Origin of the sequence: Ensifer sp. Root954 (assembly GCF_001429005.1) — a bacterium.
Lineage (GTDB): Bacteria > Pseudomonadota > Alphaproteobacteria > Rhizobiales > Rhizobiaceae > Ensifer > Ensifer adhaerens.
The window spans coordinates 194120-205850 of record NZ_LMJM01000022.1 but is presented as its reverse complement, the minus strand read 5'-3'; the positions used below and the strand labels follow the sequence as shown (position 1 = coordinate 205850).

The 11731-nt window shown below is 64.5% G+C and carries 10 protein-coding genes and 1 riboswitch; of the genes, 4 read left to right on the top strand and 6 right to left on the bottom strand.

Features of this window, described 5'->3' with window-relative positions; genetic code table 11:
* Window positions 1-7: 7 nt before the first annotated feature.
* The 5 genes from ASE71_RS12965 to ASE71_RS12945 all read right to left on the bottom strand — a co-directional run bounded on the left by ASE71_RS12965 (window position 8) and on the right by ASE71_RS12945 (window position 4950).
* Window positions 8-1240, bottom strand: coding sequence for a multidrug effflux MFS transporter (locus ASE71_RS12965; RefSeq protein WP_060521468.1), 1233 nt, complete (start codon window positions 1238-1240; stop codon window positions 8-10).
* On the bottom strand, window positions 1237-1740 hold the full coding sequence (locus ASE71_RS12960; protein WP_034803154.1) for a MarR family winged helix-turn-helix transcriptional regulator: 504 nt from the start codon (window positions 1738-1740) through the stop codon (window positions 1237-1239). Before ASE71_RS12960 ends, ASE71_RS12965 begins: the two co-directional genes overlap by 4 nt.
* A gap of 159 nt (window positions 1741-1899) precedes the next feature.
* Entirely contained in the window at window positions 1900-3726 is a 1827-nt protein-coding gene (locus ASE71_RS12955; protein WP_060521469.1) for an ABC-F family ATP-binding cassette domain-containing protein, read from the bottom strand.
* 3 nt (window positions 3727-3729) lie between these two features.
* A complete protein-coding gene (locus ASE71_RS12950; RefSeq protein ID WP_060521577.1) occupies window positions 3730-4380 on the bottom strand; it encodes a thiamine diphosphokinase in 651 nt (216 codons plus the stop codon).
* An 84-nt stretch (window positions 4381-4464) separates the two neighbouring features.
* Window positions 4465-4950: a GNAT family N-acetyltransferase gene (locus ASE71_RS12945; protein WP_060521470.1), complete on the bottom strand. Its 486-nt coding sequence runs from the start codon at window positions 4948-4950 to the stop codon at window positions 4465-4467.
* A gap of 135 nt (window positions 4951-5085) precedes the next feature.
* Window positions 5086-5204: riboswitch (TPP riboswitch) on the top strand.
* Between the two features lie 51 nt (window positions 5205-5255).
* On the opposite strand from ASE71_RS12945, the gene thiB reads away from it, so the two are divergent.
* The 4 genes from thiB to ASE71_RS12925 all read left to right on the top strand — a co-directional run bounded on the left by thiB (window position 5256) and on the right by ASE71_RS12925 (window position 10446).
* Window positions 5256-6284: a thiamine ABC transporter substrate binding subunit gene (gene thiB, locus ASE71_RS12940; RefSeq protein WP_060521471.1), complete on the top strand. Its 1029-nt coding sequence runs from the start codon at window positions 5256-5258 to the stop codon at window positions 6282-6284.
* A 7-nt stretch (window positions 6285-6291) separates the two neighbouring features.
* Window positions 6292-7917, top strand: a complete 1626-nt coding sequence (gene thiP, locus ASE71_RS12935) for a thiamine/thiamine pyrophosphate ABC transporter permease ThiP (RefSeq protein WP_274533451.1) — start codon at window positions 6292-6294, stop codon at window positions 7915-7917.
* Window positions 7914-8633, top strand: coding sequence for a thiamine ABC transporter ATP-binding protein (thiQ, locus tag ASE71_RS12930; RefSeq protein WP_060521472.1), 720 nt, complete (start codon window positions 7914-7916; stop codon window positions 8631-8633). Before thiP ends, thiQ begins: the two co-directional genes overlap by 4 nt.
* Window positions 8634-8934: 301 nt before the next feature.
* Complete coding sequence (locus ASE71_RS12925; protein ID WP_034802887.1) at window positions 8935-10446, top strand: M48 family metalloprotease; 1512 nt, start codon at window positions 8935-8937, stop codon at window positions 10444-10446.
* Between the two features lie 218 nt (window positions 10447-10664).
* On the opposite strand, the gene ASE71_RS12920 is transcribed toward ASE71_RS12925, so the two are convergent.
* Window positions 10665-11531 (bottom strand): RNA polymerase factor sigma-32, encoded by an 867-nt coding sequence (locus ASE71_RS12920; protein ID WP_034802890.1) that lies wholly within the window; start codon window positions 11529-11531, stop codon window positions 10665-10667.
* Window positions 11532-11731 lie beyond the last annotated feature (200 nt).

Below are 11731 nucleotides of genomic sequence, written 5' to 3'. Positions count from 1 at the left end.
CAGATTTCTACTCCGCCGCTTCCGAAAGCGGATCCTTGACCGGCACGGCGAGCGGCTGCGAGCGAACATTGCGGCTATACCAGACATAGCTCAGGATGCAGACGAGGCCGAAGCATGGAATGATCGTGCCGAGCGCCAGCACCGGAGCGCCGACCGCAGCGGCGATCGCGCCACCAAGCAGCCCCGAGCCCATCTGTACGAAACCCATCACTGCCGACGCCGTGCCAGCGATGTCCGGAAACGGCGCCATCGCCGCCGTCATCATATAGGGCATGACGAAGGCGATGCCGAAGGCATAAATCCCGATCGGCAGCATGACCGAGAGGAAGCTCGGCTGCAGAATGTGCATGGTGTAGGCAAGCGCGAGGCTGGCCGCACCGATGAAGACGAGGCCGGCCGGCACCAGCGCCTGCGGCGTGAAACGCCGCATCAGCAGCCGCACCACCACGGTTCCCGAAAAGAAAAGGCCCGACTGCATCAGCATGCCGACGCCGAACTCGGTCGGTGTCAGCCCCACCGCATTGATCAGTACGAAGGGCAGCATGGTCGCCCAGGCATAAAGTGCGCCGACCGCTCCGCCGATCACAAGTGTCGAGGAAACGAAGCGGCTGTCGCTCACCAACCGCCGATAGGCCGCAAGGATGGGCTTCAGGTGGCCCTTGGCCGGATCCGGGGTCGCGGTCTCGGCCATGAAAAACTGCACGGTGAGACAGGCCATGGCGGCAAAGCCGACCATCAGGAAGAAGATCGACTGCCACCCGAAGAGACCGAGCGCCAGGCCGCCAAGCGTCGGGGACACGGCGGGTCCGAGGGCCAGCATCATGCCGATCATGTTCATGATGCGTGCGGCCTCAGTCCCGGTGAACTGGTCGCGCACGATCGCCCGCGCCACGGTCATCCCGACGGAGGCGCCGATGCCCTGCACCAGGCGGCCGGCCAAAAGCACCGCGACGGAAGGCGCAAAGGCCGCCATCAGGCTACCGACGAGGTAGATCGCCATGAAGATCAGCGTCGCGCGGCGGCGACCGATGACATCGGAGAGCGTGCCAGACACCAACTGGGCAAAGGCGAAGCCGGCGAAATAGAGCGACAGCGTCATCTTGATCGCCGCTTCGCTGGAGGAGAAGGCGCGCACCAGTTCAGGCATCGCCGGCGTATACAGCGCCATGGAAACGGGGCCGAGCGCCACCAGGAAGGCACCGATGATGCTTGTGCGCCGCTCGCTCATGCGACGCGTCATTGCGCGGCTCCGACCCGGACTTCGGCCTTCTCCGCTGTCTCCTTACCGGCAAGGCACGGATCGAGTTGACGCAAATTGTCACGCAGGATGCGCAGATTGGAACAGAGAAGCGCGCGCGCTTCCGAGTCCAGCCCTTCCGTATAGGCATCCATCATTTCGCGAAGACCGGTCATCAGCTCGTTGAACAACGGACCGGCCTTTTCGGTGATGACGACATTCTTGGCGCGGCGATCCGCCGGATCGGGAACGCGGGCGACGAGCCCGTTCGCCTCCAGCCTGTCGAGATAGGCCGACAGCGTCATCGGCTCAATGCCCATGCGTGTGGCGATTTCGGCCTGTTTGATGCCCTCGGTGAGCGCCACCTGGATCAGCGTGCGCGCCTCGCCAGGCGTGATGCCCAGATCCATGGCATTGACCTTGCGGTCGAAGGCCCCGCGCAAGAGGCGCGAGACATCGGTCAGAAGCATTCCAATGGTTTCGGATTCTAGCTTGAAGGGCATCATGATCGTTCACAGGTGATATAATAAGTTTTACTTATCATACCCTGTGAAAACGTTCAACGCGGAAGGCCATCTTTCCCTTGCCAGTTTAACGGTAAAACTCGCAAGGATTCAACGTATTACCTTCGCAATCCCGCGCGGGACCGTCTTTGTTGTGTCTCAGCCCTCAAGCTCCTCGCGCAGCATTTCGAGCTCCAGCCATTCCTCTTCCATGCGAGCGAGGTCGGCACGCAGCTTTTCCAGCTCCTGCGCCAGCTTCGCAAAAGCATTTGGATCTTTTGTGAAAAGATTGGGGTCCGCCATCTTTTCTTCGCGCTTGGCAGCCTCGGCTTCCGCCTTGGCAATCTCTTTAGGCAGGTTTTCGAGCGCGAATTTCTGCTTGTAGGAAAGCTTACCCTTTGCAGCCTTCGGCGCTTCGGCGACAGGGGCCGCCGCCTCGGCCTTGGCCTTTTCCGCCTTCTCGGCCTTGCGCTTCTCCTCGATCGCGCCCTTGCGCTGCGCCATCATGTCGGAATAGCCGCCGGCATACTCGATCCAGCGTCCATCCGGCGCCTCCGGATTGGCCGGCGCAATCGTCGAGGTGACGGTGCGGTCGAGGAAGTCGCGGTCGTGGCTGACGAGGATGACAGTTCCGGCAAAACCGGCGACGATCTCCTGCAGGAGGTCGAGCGTCTCGATGTCGAGATCGTTGGTCGGCTCGTCGAGGATCAGAAGATTGGTTGCGCGCGCGAGGATGCGCGCCAGCATCAGCCTTGCGCGCTCGCCGCCCGAAAGCTCGCGGATCGGGGTGCGCGCCTGCTCCGGCTGGAACAGGAAGTCCTTCATGTAGCCGGTGACGTGGCGCTGCTCGCCATTGACCAGCAGGTTGTCGCCGCGCCCGTCCGTCAGGTAGTGCGCCAGCGTGTCGTCGAGATTGAGGTCTTCGCGCTTCTGGTCAAGCGTCGCGATTTCGAGATTGGTGCCGAGCTTGACCGTGCCCGTATCCGGTTCGATCTGCCCGGTCAGGATCTTCAGGAGCGTCGTCTTGCCGGCGCCGTTCGGGCCGACCAGACCGATGCGGTCGCCGCGATGCACGCGGATCGAGAACGGCGCGACGATGGTACGCTCGCCATAGGCCTTGGTGACCTTCTCCGCCTCGATCACCAGCTTGCCCGATTCCTTGGCGTCGGCGGCCGTCGCCTGTACCGTTCCCTGCGGCCCCTTGTGGCCGCGATAGGTCGCCCGCATGGTCTGCAGCTCACCGAGGCGGCGCATGTTGCGCTTGCGCCGTGCGGTCACGCCGTAGCGCAGCCAATGTTCCTCGCGCTCGATCGCCTTGCCGAGCTTGTGCTGCTCCAGCTCCTCGGCCTCCAGCACCTCGTCGCGCCAAGCCTCGAAATGGGCAAAGCCGCGGTCGAGCCGCCGCGACTGGCCACGGTCGAGCCAGACGGTCGCGGTCGAGACCTTTTCCAGGAAGCGCCGGTCGTGCGAGATCAGAACGAGCGCCGAACGGCTGCGGATCAGTTCGTCTTCCAGCCATTCGATCGTCGGCAGGTCGAGATGGTTGGTCGGCTCGTCGAGCAGCAGGATATCCGGCTCCGGCGCCATGACGCGGGCAAGCGCCGCGCGACGCGCTTCGCCGCCCGAAAGGCGCTTCGGGTCTTCCTCGCCGGTCAACCCCAGGTGCTGCAGCAGATAGGCGACGCGATAGGGATCGTCACTCGGGCCGAGTCCTGCCTCGGCATAGGCCTGCACGGTGTCGTAGCCGTCGAAATCCGGCGCCTGGTGCAGATAGCGGATGGTCGCGGAGGGATGGCGGAAGATTTCGCCCGACTGCGCCTCGGCCAGACCCGCGGCAATCTTCATCAGCGTCGACTTGCCCGAGCCGTTGCGGCCGACCAGACAGATGCGGTCACCCGGTTCGACTTGAAAATTGGCGCCGGCTAGCAGCGGCGCGCCGCCGAAGGTGAGGAAGATGTCGTCGAGTTTCAGAATGGGAGGCGCCAAGGCTCAGGCTCCGGAAAGATCATAGGGGCGGGCGAGCACAATGGCGCGACCGCTCTGGAGAGTGAAGCGAAGGGGACCCTCCGCAACGTTGGAAACGGTTCGGGACGAGCCGAACGGCAAGGTGAAATCGTCGAGCGGATAGCGCGCATTGACGATCGAAAGACCGGTAAGCTCGGTCAACCCGAGCACCGAGAAGAGGCAGCCCTTGGGTAGGTCGAGGTCGAGCGAGCCGGCCAGCAGCGGATAGGCCTCTTCCTCGCCCGAGGTCATCAACACGGAAAGGCCACGCTCGGCAAGGGCGACGGCATGCAGCAGGTGCATGAAGGCGTGATCGCTGCGGGTACCGCCGAGGGCGCCGGCGAAAATCAGGCGATCGGCTCCACGCGACAACGCCGCCTCGACCGCGATCTCCCCGTCCGTCGCGGCCTTTGCCGCCGGATAGGGCTCGCGCGGGACGGAGGTGTAGTCCGCAAGAAGGGCTTCCTCGGTCGAGTCGAAATCACCGACCCAGACATCCGGCACGATGCCGAGCAATCGGGCATGGCGCATGCCGCCGTCAGCCGCAATGAAGCGACTTGCGGTCAGCTGGTGAGCCAGCCGGTCGGTCAGCGAAAGGGCGCCGCCAAGCAGAATGGTGAAGGTCGATCGAGCCATGGCAAAGCCCATAGCGCAAAGGACCGCCGAAGGAAAACGAAGAAAACCGTCGAACGAGCGGTTCTCGATATTTTGGTCAGACCATCAATGCCCCTCGGGCACCGGATCGGGGAAAAGCATGCCGGCATAAATGCCGGGGGTCGAATCCGGAATTTCGACGGCGCCGGCCACCCGCTCGTAGAACTTCGCCGGCCCGACGCCGCCGATAATCGCGTAGCCATAGCCGGCCTCGCGCATCGCCGTGAGGCTTGCAAGCAACAGTGCCTCACCGATCCCCTGCCCGCGCATGCTTTCGTCGACGCCGGTCGGACCGAAGAAGCCGAGTGCCGTTACGTCGTGGCAGGAAAAGCCGACGATCTTTTCGTCATGGACAGCGACGTGCATGCGCGTCGGGGTGGAGGAAAAGGCGGCTTCCGCCTCGCCCGCCCATCCGGCACCGAAAGTCCTTTCGATCCAGGAAACAACCAGGCGGCGCTCCGGCGCCATGGCGCGGCGAATGCTGACGCCAAGGCCAAGCTTCGACTGAGGTTCAGCCGGCAGGGCATAAAGTCGAACAAGCATATCGGGCATGACATTTCCTCCTCGCTGCCGTTGTGTAGCGCAGTTGGCGGCATACGCAAACACGCGCCATTGTGCTGGCCAGGCGTCCCCTAGCTTCGCCGTAAACATCGCTTGCCATGGGACCGAGGCAGCGGTAAATCTCTTGCCGCTCTAACGGGGTGCCTCCCGACCGCATTGCGGCCGGAGGCTGAGAGGCGTCAAAACGCCAACCCGCGGAACCTGATCCGGCTCATACCGGCGGAGGGATTAGACGCGATCGGATCGATACGCCCTTTTCCCATGCAACAACGAACTTTGGGAGAGAGGTCCTCGCCATGTGCAATTCATCGCAACTTAAATTCTTTAGCCGGCTAGCCCTTGCGACGGCCGCGAGCCTTGTTTTCTCCGGCGCCGCGACCGCCGCCGACAAGACGCTGACGGTGTACACCTATGAGAGCTTCATCACCGAATGGGGCCCGGGCGCCAAGGTCGCAGAAGCCTTCGAGAAGACCTGCGAATGCAAGGTCAACTATGTCGGCGTGGCCGACGGCGTCGAGCTGCTCACCCGCCTGAAGCTCGAAGGCGAGGCCTCCAAGGCCGACATCGTGCTTGGTCTCGACACCAACCTCGTTGCGGAAGCCAAGGCAACGGGCTTCTTCGCGCCGCACGGCGTCGAGGCAACCGGCGTCACCGTTCCCGGCAACTTCTCCGACGACACGTTCCTGCCCTATGACTACGGCCACTTCGCCGTCGTCTACGACACCGAGACGCTGAAGACGCCGCCGAAGAGCCTGAAGGAGCTGGTAGAAGGCGACCCGTCGCAGAAGATCGTCATCGAGGATCCGCGTACATCGACGCCGGGCCTCGGCCTCCTGCTCTGGGTCAAGGCCGTCTATGGCGATGAGGCGGGTGCCGCCTGGACGAAGCTGAAGGACCGCGTTCTGACCGTCACCCCCGGCTGGTCGGAAGCCTATGGCCTCTTCACAAAGGGCGAGGCGCCGATGGTGCTGTCCTACACCACGTCGCCGGCCTACCACATGGTCGCGGAAAACACCGAGCGCTACCAGGCCGCTGCCTTCTCCGAAGGGCACTACATCCAGATCGAAGTCGCCGGCATGACCAAGAACGCCAAGGAGCCGGAACTGGCAAAGCAGTTCCTCGCCTTCATGACCGGTCCGGACTTCCAGTCGATCATCCCGACGACGAACTGGATGATGCCGGTCGCAGCGACCAAGGAGCCGCTGCCGGACGCCTTCGACAAGCTGGTCAAGCCGGAAAACACCTTCCTCCTGCCCTCGGAGGAAGTCGCCAAGAACCGCAAGGCCTGGATCGATGAATGGCTTGCCGCCATGAGCAAGAACTGAGGCCGGATTGTTCGCACTGCGCGAAAATCGCATGACAGTGGTCGCCGGGGCAGCCTGCCTCGGCGTCTTCGTACTTTTCGTCGGTCTTGCGATCGTCGCCTTGCTGAGCCAGACGGGCGGCGCGAGCGACGATGCGCTGTTCGACGCCTACATCTGGCGCGTCACCCGCTTCACGCTGCTGCAGGCGACCCTCTCGACGTTGCTGTCGGTGCTCTTTGCCATCCCCGTCGCCCGGGCGCTGGCGCGACGGCCGCAGTTCCCCGGCCGCATCTGGCTGCTGCGCTTGATGGCGCTGCCACTCGGACTGCCGGTTCTGGTTGGCGCACTCGGGCTGATCGAGATCTGGGGGCGGCAGGGTTTCCTCAATTCCGGCCTGCGCTGGCTCGGCCTCGCGCAGCCCGTCAGCATTTACGGCCTGTTCGGCATCCTGCTTGCCCACGTCTTCTTCAACATGCCGCTTGCGGCGCGCCTGTTCCTGGCCGGGCTCGAGCGCATCCCCGCCGAATACTGGCGCAGCGCCGCCAATCTCGGCATGCCGTCACGGGCACTCTTTCGCTTCATCGAATGGCCCGTCCTGCGCGGCCTCCTGCCGGGTGCCGCCGGCCTCGTCTTCATGCTCTGCGCCACCAGCTTCACCCTCGTGCTGACGCTCGGCGGCGGGCCTGCGGCCAGCACAATCGAAGTGGCGATCTACCAGGCGCTGCGTTTCGATTTCGATCCGCCGCGCGCGATCGCGCTGTCAGCCCTGCAGATCGCCATGACCGGCCTGCTGCTGCTCCTGCTTCGTCATCTGGCGACCGAGCCGGAAGAGGGCATGACCGGTGGCCGCACCGTGCGCCGTTTCGATGGCGCGTCAAGGATCGCGCGCCTGAGTGATGGCACCTGGATCACGCTTGCCTTTCTGTTTCTCGGCGCGCCGCTGGTCGCGGTTCTCATCTCCGGACTCGAAGCCGATCTGCTGAAGCTCGCCCGCGATCCGGCGGTGCACCGGGCGCTGCTGACGAGTGCGGCAATCGCGCTCGCCTCGGCACTCGCCTCCGTCACCATCGCAGCCGTGATGATCCGGGCGGCGGCAACCGCCACCGCGCCGCGTCACGCGACGTCGCTCTCCCACGGCTTTGCCGGTGCCGTCGGTGCCAGCACCTCGCTGATCCTCTTGGTACCGCCGGTGGTGCTCGGCGCCGGATGGTTCCTGCTTTTGCGTCCCTTCGGTGACGTCGCGCGCTTTGCACCTGCCATCGTCGTTGCGATCAACGCGCTGATGGCGCTGCCCTTCGTCCACCGCATCCTCGCGCCGGCAATGGCGACCCATGCGGCACGGTCCGAACGGCTGACGGCAAGCCTTGGCATTCGTGGTTTCGATCGTCTGCGATGGATCGACTTTCCGGCGCTGCGCAAGCCGCTATTGATGGCCCTTTCCTTCGCCATGGCGCTGTCGCTCGGCGACCTCGGCGCCGTCGCTCTCTTCGGCAGCCAAGACATGGTGACGCTGCCGTGGCTGCTCTATAGCCGTATGGGGAGCTACCGCACCGCCGACGCCGCCGGTCTCGCCCTTTTCCTCGGGCTTCTCTGCCTGATATTCACCATCCTCGGCACGGCCAATGACAGCCGGCCGGAAGGACGCAAAGCATGATCGATCCCGTTCCCGCGATAGAGTTGCGCGATGTCGAGGTCCGTTTTGAAACGGCCAAGCTCACCTTCGATTGCACCATCGCCAAGGGGGGCATCGTCGCCGTCGCCGGTGCCTCGGGTTCCGGCAAATCGACGCTGCTCCACCTCATTGCCGGGTTCGAGGATCCCGATCGCGGCGAGGTGCGCATTCTCGGCGAGAACGTTGCCGATCGGGCGCCGTCGGAACGGCCGGTCTCGATGATCTTCCAGGACAACAACCTTTTCGCCCATCTCGACGTCGCGACCAACATCGGCCTCGGCATCGACCCGGCGCTTCGGCTGAGCGCAACCGACCGCGAGAAGATTGAAGACGCGCTCCGCCGCGTCGGGCTCGAAGGCTTCGGGAAAAGGCTGCCGCCGACGCTTTCAGGCGGCGAGCGCCAGCGCGTCGCCCTCGCCCGCGCGCTTGTGCGAAAGCGCCCCGTGCTGCTGCTCGACGAGCCCTTCGCAGCGCTTGATCCCGGCATGCGCGCCGGCATGCGCACGCTCCTGCGGGAACTGCACGAGGAGGAAGGCAACACGATCCTGGTGATCACACACCATCCCGAAGACGTGAAGGCCCTGGCCGACGGCGTGCTTTTTCTCGACCAGGGGCGTATCATCGCAAACGACACCCTCGACCGCTTCCTGGCGCGGCGGGACAATGCGGCGATCGACCGCTTTCTCGGCAATACTTGAAGGACGGATCGGATTCTCCACGCCCTTGGCCGATTGCCACAATTTGACCGCGGCGCCATGCGACGCGCGAAATATCCGGCAAGGGCGCGAATATTCCCGCATCCGTTGCCGTGATACCACGGGGCAACTATTTCTACCGAGACAAACTAGGCAGGTGGCGCTGAAATCAGATACAGCAAGACCAGGACTGAGAGGTCGCGGCAGAGCAACGCTGCCGGGCTGAAAAAGTAGGACTTTCAACGCTGTCGTTCCACTTGTCCGCAGGATGCGGGCGGAGCGATGGATGGGAACGGGCTGAGGCATGGAGAGGCATACAGTCACACACGACCGGTTCCCGCCGAAGGGCGGACGGCTGCGTGGACGCGCCGTGGTTGCATTGCTTGCGACCACGCTCCTTTCCGCATGCCAATCCGTGATCGAGCAGACCTACCAGCCGACCGTTTCGCCCTCCTCCAATCCGCAGATCGTCGAGGAAGTTCAGAAGAACGATCCGCGGGCGCAGCTGGGCGCGCGCGAACATCCGCGCATCGTCGCAAGCTACGGCGGCGAGTACAAGGACGCCAAGACTGAGCGCCTGGTCGCGCGCATCACCGGCGCGCTGACGGCGGTCTCCGAGAATCCGCAGCAGTCCTACCGCATCACCATCCTGAACTCGCCGGCGATCAACGCCTTCGCGCTGCCCGGTGGTTATCTCTATGTCACCCGCGGCCTGCTGGCGCTTGCCAACGATGCCTCCGAGGTCGCAGCCGTGCTGTCGCACGAGATGGCGCACGTCACCGCCAACCACGGCATCGAGCGTCAGCAGCGCGAGGAAGCCGAAGTGATCGCCAGCCGCGTGGTCTCCGAAGTCCTCTCCTCCGATATCGCCGGCAAGCAGGCGCTCGCGCGCGGCAAGCTCCGGCTCGCGGCCTTCTCGCGCAACCAGGAACTTCAGGCCGACGTGATCGGCGTGCGCATGCTCGGCGAAGCCGGCTACGACCCCTATGCAGCGGCGCGCTTCCTCGATTCGATGGCCGCCTATAGCCGCTTCACGGCGGTCGATCCGGAATCCGACCAGAGCCTCGACTTCCTGTCGAGCCACCCGAACGCGCCGCAGCGTGTCGATCTCGCGCGTCGGCACGCCCGCGCCTTCGGTCCGGAAGGCACCAGCGGCGACCGCGGTCGCGACTATTATCTCGCCGGCATCGACGGCCTGCTCTATGGCGACAGCCCGCAGGAGGGCTACGTGCGCGGCCAGACCTTCCTGCACGGCCAACTCGGCATCCGCTTCGACGTGCCCGCCGGGTTCCAGATCGACAACAAGGCCGAAGCGGTTCTGGCGACCGGCGCCGGCGACATCGCCGTGCGCTTCGATGGCGTCGCCGACACGGGCGGCCGAAGCCTGACGGACTATATCGCCAGCGGCTGGGTCACCGGCCTGAAGCCCGACACGATCCGGCAGATCAGCGTCAACGGCCTGGAAGCGGCAACCGCGCGCGCCTCCGCCGACCGCTGGGATTTCGACGTGACGGTCATCCGCATCGACACGCGGATCTACCGCTTCCTGACCGCCGTGCCCAAGGGGTCGAGCGCACTCGAGCCGACCGCAAACCAGTTGCGCAGCACGTTCCGCCGCATGACGGCCGCTGAGACGCAGTCGCTGAAGCCGCTGCGGATCCGGGTGGTGACGGTCCGGCCCGGCGACACGATCACCACGTTGTCGGCCCGCATGATGGGAACCGATCGTAAGCTCGACCTCTTCCGGGTGATCAATGCGATGCAGGTCAGCTCGACGGTGAAGCCGGGCGACAGGGTGAAGATCGTTTCCGAATAGGATTGAGACAGGCGCAGCTGAAGCACGTTCGGTTGCGAGCGTGAATTGCCTGCCATCTGCTAGGCAAGCACGTCGCGAGGCGCCTGAACGGTCACGAACGAAAGCACGCTGCGCCAATCGTCATCGCCAAATTGACAGCGGACAGTGCCGCTTCCCGGCGCAATGCGGGGTTCCGGCGAATAGTACGGGCATGGCGGCAGACGGTCGACGTCAGGCGGTCAATGAATGCCTGCGGTCAGCGCCGGCGCTCGCGTCGCCAAGGCCGCCCGGAGCTTCTCCAGCGCCCGAGTTTCGATCTGCCGCACACGTTCCTTGGATATGCCGAGATCGATGCCGAGCTCTTCGAGCGTCGCTCCTTCTTCCGTCAGCCGCCGGGCGCGGATGATGCGCATTTCGCGCTCCGTCAGCGCGCACAGCGCGTCGCGCAGCCACACACGAGCCCGTTCGCCGTCGATCATCTCGCTCACCTGCTCGTCCGGCAGCGGCGCGTCGCTGGCGAGGAAATCCAGCCGTTCACCGCCATCGGAATCACTGCCGCCGACCGGCGCCTGCAGCGAGGTGTCGCTGCCAGAGAGACGTGCATCCATCGTCTGCACGTCGGCGATGCTGACGCCGAGGGCAGCCGCAATCTCCTCATGCATAGCCTGCGATGTAAGCTGCCTGTCGCCCTGGGCAAGCCGGGCGCGAAGACGCCGAAGGTTGAAGAACAGGGCCTTCTGCGCCGAACTGGTGCCACCGCGGACGATCGACCAGTTGCGCAGGACATAGTCCTGCATCGACGCCCGGATCCACCAGGTGGCATAGGTGGAGAAGCGGACCTCGCGGCTCGGCTCGAAACGGGCCGCCGCCTCCAGGAGACCGATATGGCCCTCCTGGACGAGATCGCCCATGGGCAGGCCGAAATTGCGAAACTTCGCGGCCATCGAGATCACCAGACGCATATGCGACATGGCGATCTTGTTGCGGGCTTCCTGATCGTTGTCGTTTCGCCAGGCTTGCGCCAGCTTGTGCTCCTCGTCGCGCTCGAGATATGGCGCCTCCATTGCGATCTTGATCATCCGCCGGTCTGCAGTGAGAGTCTTCATCGATCACTCCGTGACTGGCGCCGGGCGCCATTGCGTGTGAAGTCCAAAAGGCCGGACGGATGCAGTGTCCGGCAGCAGGGGGCGTCTCGCGCCGCGATGTCGAAACTTGAAGAAACGACGCGGCGCCCTAACTTCGAAGTCACGAACCTGAACGGTGACGGGATCACAGAAGCAAGATCGCCCGGCGCGAAAGCGGCGCG

What these genes read in the sequence shown, in the direction of transcription:
- ASE71_RS12950 (WP_060521577.1), bottom strand. Translation starts at nt 4,380, where the DNA reads ATGGCTCGATCGACCTTCACCATTCTGCTTGGCGGCGCCCTTTCGCTG.
- ASE71_RS12960 (WP_034803154.1), bottom strand. Translation starts at nt 1,740, where the DNA reads ATGCCCTTCAAGCTAGAATCCGAAACCATTGGAATGCTTCTGACCGAT.
- ASE71_RS12965 (WP_060521468.1), bottom strand. Translation starts at nt 1,240, where the DNA reads ATGACGCGTCGCATGAGCGAGCGGCGCACAAGCATCATCGGTGCCTTC.
- thiB (WP_060521471.1), top strand. Translation starts at nt 5,256, where the DNA reads ATGTGCAATTCATCGCAACTTAAATTCTTTAGCCGGCTAGCCCTTGCG.
- ASE71_RS12920 (WP_034802890.1), bottom strand. Translation starts at nt 11,531, where the DNA reads ATGAAGACTCTCACTGCAGACCGGCGGATGATCAAGATCGCAATGGAG.
- thiQ (WP_060521472.1), top strand. Translation starts at nt 7,914, where the DNA reads ATGATCGATCCCGTTCCCGCGATAGAGTTGCGCGATGTCGAGGTCCGT.
- ASE71_RS12945 (WP_060521470.1), bottom strand. Translation starts at nt 4,950, where the DNA reads ATGCCCGATATGCTTGTTCGACTTTATGCCCTGCCGGCTGAACCTCAG.
- ASE71_RS12925 (WP_034802887.1), top strand. Translation starts at nt 8,935, where the DNA reads ATGGAGAGGCATACAGTCACACACGACCGGTTCCCGCCGAAGGGCGGA.